Source organism: Mesorhizobium sp. M0239 (assembly GCF_040321815.1).
GTDB lineage: Bacteria > Pseudomonadota > Alphaproteobacteria > Rhizobiales > Rhizobiaceae > Mesorhizobium.
Genome location: NZ_JAMYSG010000014.1, coordinates 75594 through 91873, shown reverse-complemented (window position 1 = coordinate 91873; position 16280 = coordinate 75594). Strand labels below are relative to the sequence as shown.

The following is a 16280-nucleotide window of genomic DNA, read 5'->3' as shown; positions in this document are numbered from 1 at the left end:
AGGCCAAGGTTTGAGTAAAAACACGGTCAGCAACGTCGGACTAGGTATGAATTTCGGAACAAGTGGATTACGGGGCCTGGCGACAGAATTGGCAGGAGCCGCCTCTGCCCTATATGCAACGGCATTCGCGACATTCCTGCTGGAATCCGGCCTGGCCAGAATTGGCGACGAGATACTCATAGGGCGCGACTTTCGCGCCTCGAGTCCGGCCATCGCCGCCGTCTGTGCGGCGGCGCTGTCCGCGCTCGGCTTCATCGTGGTCGATTGCGGCGCAGTCCCCACCCCTGCCCTGGCACTGTATGCTCAGGCGCGTAAGAGTGGTTGTTTGATGATCACAGGCTCGCACATTCCGGCCGACCGTAATGGAATAAAATTCTATCGACCCGACGGTGAGATCGACAAAGGTGATGAGCGGGAGATAACGCGCATCGCCTTGCAGTTGGAGAAGCGCGGATACGTCCTTGAAGGTGCTGTTGCACGTCGGCAGCACCGGGAGGCCGAATGCAAGGCCTTGTTCATGGCGCGCAATCGAAAGCTTATGGAGATTAATGCTCTAAAGGGCTTAACGGTGGGCGTATATCAGCACAGCACAGTCGCGCGCGATCTCTTGGTTGACATTCTCTCATATCACTGTGCGACGGTCGTAACCCTGGGACGTTCGGAAGTTTTCATTCCTGTCGACACTGAAGCGGTCTCTGACGAGACTGCTCAACAGTTCAAGCTCTGGGCCAAAGAGCATCGGCTTGATGCGGTCGTCTCGGCAGATGGCGATGGTGACCGCCCACTGGTAGCTGACGACCACGGAGACCCCCTTCGCGGTGATTTGTTAGGCCTGATTACGGCGAACTTCCTGCAAGCGAAGGCAGTCGTCACGCCGGTCACATCAAACTCTGGTATCGAGACCGCAGGTTCTTTTAAAGTCGTGCGTACCAAGGTTGGATCGCCATTTGTTATTGCTGCCATGCTCGATTTGGTTGCGTCGGGTCACGAGCGCGTGGTTGGTTTCGAAGCAAACGGTGGTTTGTTGACCGGCACGGACTTTGACCCGAACGGAACTAAACTGCCAGCGCTACCTACACGCGACAGTTTTCTCCCCATCCTCGCGGCACTTTCCCTTGTTAGTACAAGTGGGCAGCCACTGTCGGAGATTGGCAGTTCCTTTCAATTGCCGGCAGCGGCGGCGGATCGCTTGGAAAATTTTTCCGTCGAAAGCAGCACTCGCCTCATGACATACCTTCGTTCAGCGGAAACTAACATCGCCGCCTTCGTCGGGTCGATTGGAGTGGTAAGCAAGGTTAGCGATGTTGACGGACTTCGTATCACTCTCGCGGATAAGCGTGTCTTGCATTTGCGTCCATCCGGAAATGCCCCGGAAATGCGGTGCTACGTCGAAGCCGAAAATCGGGAGGACGCGGAGCTTTTGCTCCGGACTGGATTGGATCGAATTCGTAATTGGACGCAAGGCTAAATAAAAGCCGCCTCCCTGCGTATTCCCAGGTGACCCTGGGGGTCGCACAAGCTACTCAAGCGCGATCAGAACGTCCACAGTGTCCCGGCCCTGTCCGCTTTGAAGCGAACCGGAACGCCCGTGGAAACAGCCGATCCGTACCAGCCACGTAACCGCTGTTCTCAGGCCACGGCCTTGAGTGGTGCGGGGGCGTAGGCCCAGGGCAGCAGGTCGTCGAGTTGGCTTTGCGGATGGCCGGCGACGATGCGGGTGATGACGTCGGTGAGGTAGGCGTACGGGTCGACGCCGTTGAGTTTTGCGGTTTCTACGAGCGAGGCGATGGTCGCCCAGTGCTCGCCACCGCCGTCGGAACCGGCGAAGAGCGCATTCTTCCGATTGAGGGCGATTGGCCTGATCGAGCGTTCGACCACGTTGGAGTCGATCTCGACGCGGCCGTCGTCGAGGAAGCGACCAAGTCCGGCCCAGCGCGAGAGCGGGTAGCGGATTGCTTCGGCGAGCTTGCTCTTCTGGCTGACCAGGGCGAGCTTCTCGCGCAGCCATGGCTGGAGGGTATCGATGACGGGGCGGCTTCTCTCCTGGCGGGCGGTGCGCCGCTCTTCGGGCGAGCGTCCCCGTATCTCGCTCTCGATCCTGTAGAGCTCGGCGATGCGCTGGAGCGCCTCCGTGGCAATCGGCGCGGGTCCGGACTGGGCCAGTTCGTAGAAGCGTCGACGGACATGCGCCCAGCAGAACGCCAGGCTCACGGCATTGCGCTCGGCCAGCGCCCGGTATCCGGCGTAGCCGTCGACTTGCAGGATTCCAACGAAGCCCTGAAGGTGGCGCAACGGCTGTTCAGCCTTGCGGTCGGGCGCATAGAGATAGGCGACGCCGGGTGGAGCGATCCCGCCCCAGGGGCGATCGTCGCGGGCGTAAGCGAACAGCTGGCCCGTCTTGGTGCGGCCGCGCCCGGGATCGAGCACCGGCGCCGTGGTCTCGTCGGCGAAGAGCTTGCCGGACGCCTTCAGCCGCTCGAACAGCCGCTCGTGGATCGGCCGGAGCAGGAAGGCTGCCTTGCCGACCCAGTCGGCGAGCGTCGATCGATCCAGGTTCACGCCTTGGCGGGCATAGATCTGCGCCTGGCGATACAACGGAAGGTGGTCAGCGTACTTGCCGACCAGAACATGGGCGACGGTCGCCTCGGTCGGGATGCCCCCCTCGACAAGCCGTGGCGGAGCCGCCGCTTGCACAACGACCTCCTCGCAGCTCCGGCAGGCATACTTCGGCCGGCGCGTGACGATCACGCGGAACTGGGCCGGCACGATGTCGAGGCGCTCGGAGCGATCCTCGCCCATGACGTGCAGCATTCCCTTGCAGCACGGGCAGACCTTGTCGGGGATGTCGATGACCTGCTCGATACGCGCCAGGTGCGCGGGCAGTGCACCGCGGTTGGCGCGGCGCTTGCTGGCGCGAGCCTCGCGCTTGGCGGGATCAGCGGTGTCCTCCGCGGCGAAGCCCTCCGCCTCGATCTGCTCGGCCTCTTCCAGGCCCAGCAGCAGCTGGTCGACCGGCAGGCTCTCTGCCCTGCGGCCGAAGCGGTGGCGCTGCAGTTCCTTGATGATCTGGCGCAACCGCTCGTTCTCGGCGCGCTCCGCCGCGAGCATCGCTTGAAGCGCGATCGGATCGTTGGTCTGAGGCTCGGCCGGGTTGCTCACAAGGCCGATTCAATCATGCATTCCAATGCTTTGCCAGCGCCTCTAGCCTCCCATGGAATCAACTTGCCGCGACCGGCGCGCGCGTCTCGCGGGCGTCATGCACGCGCCGCCAATCCAACCCTTCCAGGAGCGCCTGCAATTGCGCCGCCGACAACCTCACCACGCCATCGGTGATGGCAGGCCAGCAGAACTTCCCGTCCTCCAGACGCTTCGCCAGCAGGCACACGCCGGTGCCGTCGAAGTACACCAGCTTGACCCGGTCGGCGCGCTTGGCCCTGAAGACGTAGACCGCGCCAGAGAACGGATCGGCGCCCATCGTCTCGCGCACCAGCGCCGCCAGGCCTTCGGCCCCCTTGCGGAAGTCCACCGGCTTCGTCGCGACCATCACCTTGACCACACCCGTCGGCCCGATCACGACGGCGCCTTCAGCGCACGGATCACCGCCGCCACCGTCCTGGCGTCGGCGCCACGACCGACCCGCATGGCGACGCCGTCAATCTCCAGCTCTATCACGCCGGTTTCTCGCGCGGCCTTCCGCTGCCGTGTCGATCTCGTGCGCTTCCCCGCCGGTTCGGGCTCCTGTGCCGCAACCACCGCTGGAACAAACAACGGCTCCGGTGCCGGCGCATTCGCCAACGGCACCCGCGCGGACCGGCGCCAGGCGAACAGCTGCTGCGGGGACAATGCATGTCGCCGAGCCACCGCGCTCACCGTCTCGCCAGCATCGTAGCTTTCCGCCACGATCCGCGCTTTCTCCTCCGGCAACCATTCGCGCCGCCGTCCAGAACCCGTGAATATCTCAAGCCGTCGAACCGGCTCCTCGTCCCTGGACTTAAGCGTAAGCTCTGAAATCGTCATGTGTCGAAGCCCTCAAAGGCTCCGAGCATCGTCGCTCACGACAACGCGCGAAAGGTGCCAACGGGACAGCGCTTACCCAGCCACGGAGCATCCGGTCGCTCATGGTCAAGGCAGCGCCTTCCGGTAGCGAACAGCCGGTCCCGCACTGACCGCCTGCGCCGCATGTACGATGGCGTTGGTGTCCAGGCCGTGGTGACGGTATAGGTCCGCAATAGTCCCCGTCTGGCCGAACTGCTCGACCCCGAGCGCCTTCACGCGATGCCCGTTAACCCCACCGAGCCACGCGAGCGTCGCCGGGTGGCCGTCGATCACGGTGACGATGCCGCAGTCACGCGATAGCGGCGCGAGCAGCCGCTCGATATGACTCAGGGCGCCAATCGCGCCACGCTGCCGGGCACGTTCCGCCGCCTGCCAGCCCGCATTAAGCCGGTCCGCGGAGGTGATCGCGAGCAGCCCGACATCGCGCCGGTCCTCCGCCAGAAGACCCGTCGCGGCAATCGCCTCCGGCGCGACGACGCCTTGATAAGCAATGACGACACTCGCGTTGGGCCCAGGCGGACGCAGCCAATAGGCGCCATTGACGATGTCCCGCGCGAGCGCCGGGTTCCTGTCGCGCGGCGGCTGCTCGAGCGGCCGGGTTGACAGGCGAAGATAGACCGATCCTCCGGTCTGATCACGCAGCCACGTCGTCTCATCCGGATCCCCCTCGCCATTACGTTGCATGTAATCGAAGGCAAAGCGCATGATCACGGACAGTTCGTCGACGAAGGCCGGTTCGAAGGCGCAAAGCCCATCCTGCGCCATGCCGATCAATGGGGTGCCGATCGACTGGTGTGCTCCGCCCTCGGGCGCTAGCGTCACGCCCGAGGGCGTTGCGACCAGCATGAAGCGCGCATCCTGATAGCAGGCATAGTTTAGCTGGTCGGCCGATCGGTAGATGAAGGGATCATAGACTGTCCCGATCGGCAGCAGGCGCACGCCATTGATCGAGTGCGAGAGACCGAGTGCCCCGAGCATGATCATCAGGTTCGACTCGGCGATCCCGAGCTCGAGGTGCTGCCCCTTCGGCCCAAATTCCCAGGTAAAGGTCGACGGAATGCGTTCGGCCTTGAAGGTGTCCGCCATGGTCTCCCGGGCGAAAAGGCCGCGCCGGTTGACCCAGCCACCGAGATTGGTCGAGACCGTCACATCGGGCGAGGTGGTGACAATGCGGTCGGCAAGCAGACTGCGCTCGCGTGCGATGTCGTTCAGGATCTGGCCGAACCCCATCTGGGTCGAGAGCGGCTTGCCGGGCTGCCCCGGTGACGGAAGGGTTTCAGGCACCGGCACCGACGGCGCAGACAGCCTCCTACGCCCCTCACTGAAGAACGGCGCCTTTGCGAAGAAGGCGTCAAGTTCCGCTTCCGGCAAGGTGGCGGCCGCCCATTTGTCCCACTCCTCACCCCGCTTTACGCCCATTTGCAGGCGGTAGTCTTCCATCTGCGTGGGCGTCATCTGCCCCGCGTGGTTGTCCTTGTGTCCGGCAAGCGGCAGACCGTAGCCCTTGATGGTGTAACAGATGAAGCAGACGGGACGGTCATGCCTGGACGCCGCCTCGAAGGCTTCGAGGAGGCTCGGCATGTCATGCCCGCCAAGGTTCGTCATCAACGCCTGCAACTCGTCGTCGGAGCGGCGTTCGATCAGAGTGGTGACCGGCCCTTGGTCTCCGATCTCGTCGAGCAGCCGCTTGCGCCAGGCAGCACCCCCTTGGAAGGTCAGCGCCGAATAGAGCTGGTTCGGACAGCGCTCTATCCACTCGAGCAGCTTCTCGCCCCCCGGCTCGGCAAAGGCAGCCTCTTGCAGAGCGCCGTGGCGCAGGACCATCACGTCCCAGCCGAAGTTGCGAAAAATCTGCTCGAAACGCTGCCAGAGGCCCTCCCGGATCACGGCGTCGAGCGACTGGCGATTGTAGTCGACCACCCACCAGCAGTTCCTGAGCCCGTGCTTCCAGCCTTCGATCAGGGCCTCGTAGATGTTGCCCTCATCCATCTCGGCGTCGCCGATCAGGCTGACCATTCGGCCCTCGGCACGCTCCTTCATCCAGCCGTGACCCGAGACGTAGTCCTGCACCAGCGACGAGAACAGCGTCTGAGCAACGCCGAGACCCACCGACCCGGTCGAGAAGTCGACATCGTCGACATCCTTCGTCCGCGAAGGGTAGCTCTGCGCGCCCTTGTAGCCGCGGAAGTTCATGAGCTTTTCGTGGGTCTGGTTGCCCGCCAGATACTGAAGTGCATGGAAGATCGGCGCCGCATGGGGTTTGACCGCCACCCGATCCTGCGGGCGCAGGACCGAACCGTAGAGCGCGGTCATGATGGTGCTCAGCGACGCGGACGAGGCCTGATGCCCCCCGACCTTGATCTCATCGCCCTCGCGGACGTGGTTGGCGTGGTGGATCGTCCAGGCTGCGAGCCAGGAGACGCAGCGCTCGATCTCGTTCAGATATTCCAGTTTCCTCGTCATTCAGTTTCCCGCAAATCAGCTGCCGGTCTCACAGGACCCCCGCCCAAATGGTCAAAGATCGAGTTTCAACACACCTGTCGCGCGCGATACGCAGGGGATGAAGCGGTGGCCGCGTGCCTCCTTGGACAGGACGGCATCCCGATGGATCGGCTGTCCCGCCAGCATTGCGCATTCGCAGGTCCCGCACACCCCGTTCTCACACGAGGCCATCAACGGCACACCGGCCGCACGCAAGGCGGCCAGTGCCGTGGTCTCAGCCGAAACCTCAACCACCCTGCCCTCAGCCAGTTCTATGACGAATGGTTCCGGTGGCGCGCCATCAAACTCGGGAGGCTGGAAAGTTTCGAAATGAACAGTACCCTCGGGCCAGTGTTGAGCCGCGCGCCCCACAACCGCCATGAAGCCAGGCGGTCCGCAGTAGTATGTCTGCGCGTCGTCCGAACGGTTCGCCAGCAGCGCGGGGATGTTCTGCCGGGTCTGAGGCTCGTCGTCGAAATGGATCCGCACATTGCCGCCAGGAAGATCGCTCCCGATCGCCGCCAAGAGTGGCGTGAGCGCCCGGCTGCGGGTGAAATAGTGCAACTCGAAGGGCTTGGCCTGCCGGGTCAGCGCGCGCGCCATGGCCAGAATCGGGGTGATCCCGATTCCCCCTGCCAGCAGCAAAGTCGGCCCCTCGCCTGGCTTGAGCGCAAAATGGTTGCGTGGCGCGGAGACAGGCAGTGTGGAGCCGACGGCAATGGTTTCGTGGATCCACGCCGAGCCGCCACGGCCGTCATTCTCGCGCTTCACCGCGATGGTGTAGCGGCCAAGCTCGGTCGGGTCGCCGCAAAGTGAATACTGACGCACCTTCCCTTCAGGCAGATGGACGTCGACGTGAGAACCCGCTTCGAACGCCGGCAGCACAGGTTTGCGTGGGTGTTTCAGGTCGATGACCAGCACGTCGCCCGGCTCCTTGCGGGCGGCGGTCACGGTCAGCTTCATGATGATGCGCGGCGACGCCATGGCGTTTCACTCGTCGATGGGCAAGATCAGATCACCGGGGCGGATCACGCCCCCGACCTCGATTGTGCAGTTCAGGCCGGAGCGGTTCAGAAGCCCCTCGTAGAGACCCGGAAGCCCGAGCAACTCCTCGATATACTTGCACGGCACATTCATCCGGGCGGCCCTGAGAATCGTTTCCCCGACCCGGAAGCGTTTGCCGACAAGATGGCTAAGCGGAACGCCTCGTGTCGTCAGATTGCGCCGGTGATCTTCGGGTGCGAGCTTGGCCTTGAAGCCCGGAATTCTGGGTTCGCCCTGCGCGATGGCGTCCAAGACTTCAGCTTCGATCAGCGTCACTTCGCGAACGTCAGGACGCGCGGAATAGGTCCCCGTCCCCAGGTAGTAGCGGTCTCCGACAATGCCTTGGCCGGCAATAAGCTGCGCCTGCGCCAGCTCCTCCATTTCATAGGAGGCAGCGGGCGCGATATGGACGTGAAGCAGCTTTCCTCGCCAGGTCATCATCGCTCTCGGAAATTCGTCTCGTGGAAACCTGCTGCAAAACTGGCCTGATCAACAGCGCCAGTTGCATGGCATTTTCCCGGTCCAGTTGGCTGTTTGGAAAGAAATACGGGGGGCCCTCGGACCGTTTTCAGCGCCAGCTTTCGGCGTCGCCCCGGCTCAGTTGTTCCGCGCCGGCATCGCGTCTTGCACCTGCTTGACAACCTCTCGCAGGACCTCAACGCCCTTCCCGATCTGCCGAATGCTCAAGGCGGCATAGCCCATGACAAGTCCCACGCGATCGGTGCGGCCTTCGTCCGATGGCCGTTCGTAGAGCGGCGAGATCAGGTGTAGCCCCAGGCCAGCGTCACGGGCGGATTCGACCAAGGCCGTTTCCCGCGATCGTGGCAGGTCATTGAACCAAACCGCGACGTGCAGTCCCGCATCTGCTCCCTGGACAGTGATGCGATCCCCGAAGCTGTGCTGCAAGGCACCCAACAACGTTTCCCGACGCTCGCCGTTCAGCCTGCGCACACGGCGCACATGGCTTTCGTAGCCGCCGCTCTCGATCAACGATGCCAGCGCTTCCTGTTCAGCGACCGGCGAATGCCGGTCTGCGAATTGTTTGGCGGTTGCGAAGACCTCCTGCAATTCGGGCGGGACGACGAGGTAGCCGATGCGCAGCATCGGCGAGAGCGTTTTGGAGATCGTGCCGAGGTAGATGACAGCCCCGTGGTCCTCGAGACTGTGCAGCGGAGGGACCGGATTGATGTCGTAGCGATATTCGCTGTCGTAGTCGTCCTCGATCACATAGGCATTGTTGTGCCGCGCCCATTTCAGAAGCTGATGGCGGCGCGCGATCGGCATGACGCCGCCCAGCGGAAACTGATGCGATGGCGTCACATAAGCCAGTCGTGCTCCGATCCCCGCCAGCAACTCGGTCCTCATCCCGTCTTCGTCGACGATGACCGGGATGGGTGAGGCACCCGTACTGGCAAAGACCTGACGCGCCATCCTGTAGCACGGATCCTCGATGACGAAACGGTCGGCGGGATCGAGAAGCAGGCGCGCGCACAGATCAAGGCCCTGCTGCGAACCGTTCACAACTATGATCTGGTCGAGGTCGCAGCTCAGGGTCCGGGCGCGCCAGAGATAGCCCTGAAGCGCCTGGCGAAGCCGGCGCGAGCCGCGAGGATCGTCATAGGCAAGACGCAGCGGGCGCTGCCCCATCGCCTCGTTCATCGCGCGTTTCCAGACCAATGAAGGGAAATCCGACGGCGCGAGGTCGCCATAGCGGAACTCGACCTTCAGCCCAGTCGGCAGATAATCTTGCCAGGGTGACGTCGCGCGCAGCCGCTCGCCATATGCGGACAGGTGGATCGGGCCGACCCGTTGCGCGTGAGTGCGCCCCGTCCCATGACCCATCAACGAAGACGCAACGCGAGGTCGTGCGCCTTGACGGACTTCGATGAAACCCTCCGCAGCCAGTTGCTCATAGGCGACCGTCACCGTGGTTCGCGAAACGCCGAGGTCATTTGCCAGGGCCCGGGAGGATGGCAACTGACTGCCGGTTTCGTAGACGCCGCCGAGGATTTGCTCGCGAAGGGCTTCGTATATCTGGCGTGCACCCATCGCGTGCGAGCGCGCTGCAGACCCGGCACTTGAAGACTGGACCATCTCTTTCATCGCCAACTGGATATTTCACATTGGCCAGGTTGCCGTCAATCTTTCGGAACCCCAAGAGAGATCGCAGAGGCCGAATGACCAGCTCCCATCAATCCGAAACCGATGCTCCCACGGGGTCGCTCAACCGCACCAGCCCCGGATTTGCCACCCGGGCGATCCATCATGGCTACGATCCGGCCGGCTTTTCCAATGCCGTCCAGCCGCCAGTGTTCCTGACGTCAACCTATGGGTTCGAAAGCGTGGCAGCAAACGATGCCGCCGCCGCCCTTGGTGGACGGCTCTATGCGCGCGAATACAATCCCACGACCGAGATCCTCGAGCAGCGGCTCGCGAATCTGGAAGGAGCCGAGGCGGGGCTGGTTGTTGCCTCGGGGATGGCGGCCTTCGGCACTCTGATCCTGTCGCTCCTGTCCCAGGGCGATGAACTCATCGTCCACAAGACGCTTTATGCGAACACGCTTGCCATGGTCGAACAGGCGGTCCCCCGCTTCGGCATCAAGGTCGTCGCGGTCGATCTGTCAAATCCCCACAATCTCGATGCTGCGATCACCGAGCGGACGCGGCTGGTTTTCTTCGAGACGCCGGTGAATCCGCTGAGCCGCATCCTCGACATAGCGGCAATTGCCGAGCGCGCTCACGCGCGCGGTGTAAGGGTTGCAGTCGACAGCACCTTCGCCTCGCCCGCGCTCCAGCGACCGCTTGAGCACGGGGCGGACATCGTGCTCCATTCGCTGACCAAGTACATCAATGGTCATGGCGATGCCCTTGGCGGGGCGCTTCTCGGCGACGCCCAAACGCTCCGTACGCTGCATGAAACGGGCCTGCGCTACATCACCGGCGCAGCGCTCTCGCCCATGTCAGCTTTCCTAATCCTGCGCGGTCTCAAGACGCTGACGCTGCGTATGGAACGGCACAGCGCCACGGCCCTTGCGGTGGCTCGGGCGCTGGAAGCGCACCCGGCGGTGGCATTTGTGAGTTATCCGTTCCTCGACTCGCACCCTGATCAGGTGACGGCGCGAAAACAGATGTCCAACGGATCGGGCATGTTGGCCTTTGGCCTCCACGCTGGATACGAAGGAGCGCGCCGGATGATGGACCGGCTCAACCTGATCATTCGCGCCGTCAGCCTCGGCGATGCCGACAGCCTCATCTATCATCCAGCAAGCCTCACCCGTGCTCGGCAGCCGATCCGCAAGGATGCCCATTTGGCCGATGGAGTCGGCGAGGATCTCATGCGTCTCTCGGTGGGGCTTGAAGACGCTGATGACCTGATCGCCGATCTGCGGCGGGCTTTGGACGTCTTGTAATGACCTGGCGTGCGGCCATCTCTGCGCTCACACATAGATCTGGAGCCTTGCCATGGCATTCCTGAGCGGTCTTTCCGCGTTCCCCATCACCCCGACCAATCGTGACGGCCGCGTCGATAGCGTTGCCCTGCGCAGGCTGATTGCTCGGCTTGGCATTGCTCAGGTCGATTCCATCGGTCTTCTCGGCAGCACCGGCACATACATCTATCTGTCGCGCGAGCAACGGCGGCGGGCGCTCTCCGAGACCTTGGACCAAACGGCGGGGCAAATGCCGGTCGTGGTGGGTGTGGGCGCGCTGCGCACCGATGAAGCCGTGGGGCTCGCGCAAGACGCCAAGGCCCTTGGAGCAGCTGCGGGTTTGCTTGCCGCCGCCTCCTACACCCCGCTTACTGATGACGAGGTGTTCGAACATTTCTCCACTGTGGCGCGCGAAAGTGGCCTGCCGATCGTCGTCTACGACAATCCAGGAACGACGCATTTCCATTTCAGTCCACCCCTTGTCAGCCGCCTGGCAAAGGTGGCTGGGATTGTCGCCATCAAGAATCCGACAGACAAAAGCGATGCGATCAAGAACCATCTGACCGCCCAGAGGCGCACACTGCCGGAAGGGTTCTCGATTGGCTACAGCGGCGACTGGAACGCCGCCGAGGCCATGATCGCCGGCGCCGACACATGGTACAGCGTCCTCGCGGGCATCCTGCCCGAGGTCTGCATGACGATCGTCACAGCGGCGCAACAGGGCGATGCGGCCGAAGCGCGACGGATCAATGCCGCGCTGGTCCCGATCTGGAGCCTCTTCAAGGAGTTCTCGAGCCTTCGCGTCGTCTATGCACTCGCTGAATTGCTCGACATTTGCAGTGCCGAACCCCCGCGTCCCATCCTGCCTCTGCCCCCAGCAGCGAAGCGCCAGATCGCCGCCGCGTTGAAAGGTTTGCCATCGGATGCCAGCCGGTGAACAGCAAACCCCGTTCGGCAAGTGAAAGGAAGTGCATGTATTTACCCGCTCATTTCGAGAACTGATCGAAAACAACGCACTCGGCGTGCTGATAGCCATGGCTGGAGCGGTCTCGACGCCAATCACACCCCTTCGAACTCGACAATCGACTGCGGAGGTACAGACTGCGCAGGGCACTCCGCCCATGCCGCACCGTTCGCCTTCAAACTAGGAATCGGTGTTTACCCATTTGAATGGCATCGAGCCGGCGCTTTACTTCCGGCCCGGTGCGCGCATTGAAGCCGGTGCCAATGCCGCCGGCGAACACCAGATTTCCGTCCTCGACATTCGCCAGAGCACGCTTCCCGACCGCCGTAACTGTTGCCGGGTTCGCAGCCGATGACGATGAACTCATCACTCAGCACGCATTTTGTCTCACCCATTCTTGGCGCCGGCCGGATCGATATGGACTGACACGCAGCTTGGAGACGATGCCGTCGAGGCCGAACTGGCAGACTTGCGCGAGAATGTCGCTGCCGCCGCTGATCTCGTCGCTCAGAACGATGCCGTTTGGGCGGCGTCTCAGCAGGTTAACTAGCGCTTTGCGCCGATCGACGAGTGGCCGATCGCGAAGACCCTCGCCGTCGATCTTGAGCAGGTCGAAGCCGGCAAGCATGGTCCTGACGTCTCCTGCCGCGGCCAAGAGCCCGCTGAAGACTGGGAATGCGCGACAAGCCTTCTGGTCAACGACGAACGCCTCACCGTCTATTATCGCGTCCGAGGCGCCGAGCTCGGCCACCGCCCGGGACGATAGTCGGAAAGCTGAGGGTCCAGTCGTGGAGGTTGTCGAGGTAGGCCCCCATCGATAGTCGTCCCATTTCATTTCGTGTAGCCAATCAGGGCCCTGCCGGACGCGGCCGACCAGCGGTCGATGTTCGCGACGACCCGAATGTCCAGTCTCGTGTAACCCAGCCTAAAGCGGCCTGTCCGCCCCAAAAAATGACATTCAGTTGCCTCCAGCCTTTCGACACGACCCACTTCACGATCTCGTAACTCGCCAACCTAGCGGCTTGTTGCTTGAGCTGCGCGTTCCTAGGGTGTGGTCGCTAGGCCTCAGCAACAAGAGCTCGGTTGCCAGGCGGGCGGAGGCTCAACGAGATAGCCAGCTCAGGACAAGGAGAGCAAGCAATGGTCGCTTTTACCCTCAATGGCGAGGCGCGAACACTCGACGTCGATCCAGAGATGCCGCTGCTCTGGGCGGTCCGTGACGTCATCGGACTCACGGGAACGAAATTCGGTTGCGGGCTTGCCCAGTGCGGCGCTTGCACGGTTCACGTTAACGGCATGCCGACGCGCTCGTGCCAGACCGCAGTCGGCGACATCGAAGGAGCCTCGATCACCACCATTGAGGGTGTGTCGGGCAAGATAGGCGAAACGGTCCAGACCGTGTGGGCCGAGTTCGACGTACCTCAATGCGGCTATTGCCAGTCTGGCCAGATCATGTCGGCCGTGGCCCTCCTTACAGAGACGCCTAAGCCGTCGGACGATGATATTGATTCGGCGATGAGCGGCAATCTCTGCCGCTGCGCCACCTATCATCGCATCCGCGCGGCCATCCACGAGACCGCCAACCGGCTGGAGACTTGAGGCATGTCGCAGTTTCTCTCGAAGCATAACTCCGTGCGGCCCACGCGCCGCTGGTTCCTCGTCGGCGCGGGCGTCACCACCGGCGGCCTCGCAGTGGGCTACCGGCCAGTGCTGGCCGCGCCCGACATCGCACAAACGACCCCTGCAAAGGTTCAGGCGAACCCCTTCCAGACCTATGTCGAGATCACAAAGGAGAACCGAATCATCATCCACTCCTCGCAGTTCGAGATGGGACAAGGCTCCTATTTCGGCATCGCCACCCTGGTTATGGAAGAGCTCGACGGCGACTGGGCGCAGGTGGACGTGGTCGGCGGATATGGCAATACCGCGTTCTACGGCAATCTCGCCTGGGGCGGGGCCGCACAGGCAACTGGTGGCTCCACGTCGATGGGCTCGTCGTGGGAACGCTACCGCAAGGCGGGTGCTGCCGCACGGGCCTTGCTGGTGGCGGCCGCGGCGCAGCGGTGGGACGTGCCAGCCGGCGAGATCAAAGTCGCTTCCGGGGTCGTGTCGCACGCCTCAGGGATGCAGGCGCGCTACGGTGACCTGGCTGAAGCCGCAGCGGGAATGCCGGTTCCCGACGACGTGCCGCTAAAGCCGCGCGACAAGTGGGCCCAGATCGGATCGGACAGCCTCAAGCGCTACGATTCCGCCGGCAAGACCAACGGCGCGCAGACCTACACGATCGACCTCATGATCGAGGGACTCCAGACGGCCGTTATGATCCATCCGCCGAAGTTCGGCGCCGAGATCGAGAGCTTCGACGCAACCAAGGCCAAGGCACTCGACGGCATTGTCGATGTCGTCCAGACGCCGCGAGGCATTGCCGTGGTTGGCAGGGACACCTGGACGGCGCTGAAGGGCCGCGCCCTCGTGGAGGTGACCTGGAACGAGGAGAAGGCCGAAGAGCGCGGCACGGCCGAGATCATGGCCGAATACAACAAGGCAGCAGACGATCTGGGCGCGGCCACCGCGCGCGACGACGGTAACACTCCCGCAGCGTTCGCCAGTGCTGAGAAAATCATCGAGGGGCACTACGAATTCCCCTATCTTGTCCATGCTTCGATCGAGCCACTTAACGCGGCCGCCCGAATCAACGAAGACGGCACCATCGACGTCTGGGGCGGACACCAGATGCCCGACCTTTATCAGGCGGCTGCCGCTCAGGTAGGCGGCACCACGCCGGACAAGGTGAGGCTGCACGTGATGAAGACCGGCGGCAGTTTCGGCCGCCGCGCGGTCTTGGATGCAGATGTCATTATCGAAGCTGTTTCCACAGCGCGTGCACTGGGACGCGGCAAGCCAGTGAAGGTGCAGTGGACCCGCGAGAATGACATGCGGGGTGGGCGGTACCGGCCGGCCTATGTGCACGCAGTCAAGGCGGGGCTCGACAAGAAAGGCAATGTCGTCGCTCTCCATGACCACATCGTGGGCCAATCGGTCTTGGGCGGTTCGACCTCTGCGGCGATGATCAAGAACGGCATCGATCCAACCTCCGTAGAGGGCGCCACCAACCTGCCCTATGCGATCCCGAACCTGAAGGTCGAGCTGACCACCACGGACGTGAACATCCCGGTGCTGTGGTGGCGTTCGGTAGGCTCCACCCACACCGCTTACGCGGTGGAAACCCTGATCGATGAGCTCGCCGCCGCTGCGAACCGTGATCCGGTCGACTTCCGCTTGTCAATGCTCGGTCACCATCCACGGCATGCCGCCGTGCTTAAAGTGGCTGCTGAGAAGGCAGGCTGGGACAAGCCTCTGCCGGAAGGCCGTTTCCGCGGCGTGGCCCTGCATGAAAGCCTCTCGACCTATGTCGCCGATGTGGTGGAGATCACCCTCAACGATGAAAATGGTTTCAAGGTCGACCGCGTCGTCTGCGCGGTAGATTGCGGCACCGCGATAAATCCTGACCAGATTCGCGCTCAGATGGAGGGCGGTATCGGATTCGGGCTAGGTGCGATCCTCCAGGAGGAGCTGACCCTGAAGGGCGGTGTCGTAGACCAAGAGAACTACGATACCTATACACCGCTCAGGATCGAGCAGATGCCGCGAGTCGAGGTGCACATTGTGCCGTCCGAGGAGCCGCCCACGGGAGTTGGTGAGCCAGGTGTGCCGCCGATCGGCCCGGCCGTCGCCAACGCGCTACGGGCGGCGACGGGCAAGACTATCCGCAAGCTGCCGATTATAAAGAACATGTCAGGAATGACACCATGAAACAGCCGCGATGAAGATCGCGCCGTTTTCGAACGCCTCCTGACAGGCGCTCATTTCCATTGGTCAAATTCCGGCGGCTGCCCGCTCCAATATCCGGTTTGGAGACGGCACCCCGTGTTTTGAACGACCACAGACGGGCCTTGGCGCCGGTTCCACTGAAGAACCGCTTTCGAGACGCAAACGCGTCCACTCCATGAAGAGCACAACCGTATAGCACCAGGAAGGCTAGCTACCTCCATCGCTTCGGAGACCCAGGAACCCTCAGAAAACCGAACCTCCCGAGCTCAGAGGCGCTCGTGATCACAATCGCGCTGGTGCGTGGATCATTGTTCAAGGGTTTGTCAATAGGCAGGCGAGATGGCCGATCGACATGATCTTCGCCCGATGCCCTACAAACACAATGCCAGCCGCTGTCACGGAGTCGCGAAGACGAAGGCAATGAGGGTCGACGCCGATACTCATCGTTTGGTTGACAGAGCGCTTGGAATGTCATG

The 16280-nt window shown here is 62.8% G+C and carries 14 protein-coding genes; 5 read left to right on the top strand and 9 right to left on the bottom strand.

The features are described 5' to 3' along the window. The first annotated feature begins 46 nt into the window (after positions 1-46). A complete protein-coding gene (locus NKI99_RS16655) occupies positions 47-1468 on the top strand; it encodes a phosphomannomutase (RefSeq protein WP_352611449.1) in 1422 nt (473 codons plus the stop codon). A gap of 161 nt (positions 1469-1629) precedes the next feature. Here the strand turns inward: NKI99_RS16655 and tnpC are convergent, their stop codons facing one another. The 7 genes from tnpC to pdxR form a co-directional block, all read right to left on the bottom strand. Continuing rightward, positions 1630-3108, bottom strand: a complete 1479-nt coding sequence (tnpC, locus tag NKI99_RS16650; RefSeq protein ID WP_352611486.1) for an IS66 family transposase — start codon at positions 3106-3108, stop codon at positions 1630-1632. Between the two features lie 109 nt (positions 3109-3217). Next, positions 3218-3544, bottom strand: coding sequence for an IS66 family insertion sequence element accessory protein TnpB (gene tnpB / locus NKI99_RS16645; RefSeq protein WP_224690299.1), 327 nt, complete (start codon positions 3542-3544; stop codon positions 3218-3220). A gap of 26 nt (positions 3545-3570) precedes the next feature. Beyond that, positions 3571-4017, bottom strand: a complete 447-nt coding sequence (gene tnpA / locus NKI99_RS16640; protein WP_023772704.1) for an IS66-like element accessory protein TnpA — start codon at positions 4015-4017, stop codon at positions 3571-3573. Between the two features lie 105 nt (positions 4018-4122). Further along, positions 4123-6519 (bottom strand): transketolase, encoded by a 2397-nt coding sequence (locus NKI99_RS16635; protein ID WP_352611448.1) that lies wholly within the window; start codon positions 6517-6519, stop codon positions 4123-4125. Positions 6520-6570: 51 nt separating this feature from the next. Beyond that, positions 6571-7521 (bottom strand): PDR/VanB family oxidoreductase, encoded by a 951-nt coding sequence (locus NKI99_RS16630; RefSeq protein ID WP_352611447.1) that lies wholly within the window; start codon positions 7519-7521, stop codon positions 6571-6573. Positions 7522-7527: 6 nt separating this feature from the next. Then, positions 7528-8019 (bottom strand): MOSC domain-containing protein, encoded by a 492-nt coding sequence (locus tag NKI99_RS16625; protein WP_023758446.1) that lies wholly within the window; start codon positions 8017-8019, stop codon positions 7528-7530. A gap of 159 nt (positions 8020-8178) precedes the next feature. Next, positions 8179-9684 (bottom strand): MocR-like pyridoxine biosynthesis transcription factor PdxR, encoded by a 1506-nt coding sequence (gene pdxR / locus NKI99_RS16620; protein ID WP_352611485.1) that lies wholly within the window; start codon positions 9682-9684, stop codon positions 8179-8181. 74 nt (positions 9685-9758) lie between these two features. Between pdxR and NKI99_RS16615 the strand changes: the two genes are divergently transcribed. Then, entirely contained in the window at positions 9759-10991 is a 1233-nt protein-coding gene (locus tag NKI99_RS16615; protein ID WP_352546075.1) for a trans-sulfuration enzyme family protein, read from the top strand. A gap of 52 nt (positions 10992-11043) precedes the next feature. Beyond that, a complete protein-coding gene (locus tag NKI99_RS16610) occupies positions 11044-11946 on the top strand; it encodes a dihydrodipicolinate synthase family protein (protein ID WP_352546074.1) in 903 nt (300 codons plus the stop codon). A 202-nt stretch (positions 11947-12148) separates the two neighbouring features. Here NKI99_RS16610 and NKI99_RS16605 read toward each other — a convergent pair whose 3' ends face one another. Continuing rightward, positions 12149-12340 carry a hypothetical protein gene (locus tag NKI99_RS16605; protein WP_352582421.1) on the bottom strand — a complete coding sequence of 64 codons (192 nt, stop codon included), beginning with the start codon at positions 12338-12340 and terminating at the stop codon, positions 12149-12151. Between the two features lie 3 nt (positions 12341-12343). Further along, positions 12344-12808: an ATP-dependent DNA ligase gene (locus NKI99_RS16600; RefSeq protein ID WP_352604075.1), complete on the bottom strand. Its 465-nt coding sequence runs from the start codon at positions 12806-12808 to the stop codon at positions 12344-12346. Positions 12809-13113: 305 nt separating this feature from the next. On the opposite strand from NKI99_RS16600, the gene NKI99_RS16595 reads away from it, so the two are divergent. Further along, positions 13114-13572, top strand: a complete 459-nt coding sequence (locus tag NKI99_RS16595; protein ID WP_352604077.1) for a (2Fe-2S)-binding protein — start codon at positions 13114-13116, stop codon at positions 13570-13572. Between the two features lie 3 nt (positions 13573-13575). Next, positions 13576-15786: a xanthine dehydrogenase family protein molybdopterin-binding subunit gene (locus NKI99_RS16590; protein WP_352611446.1), complete on the top strand. Its 2211-nt coding sequence runs from the start codon at positions 13576-13578 to the stop codon at positions 15784-15786. Positions 15787-16280 lie beyond the last annotated feature (494 nt).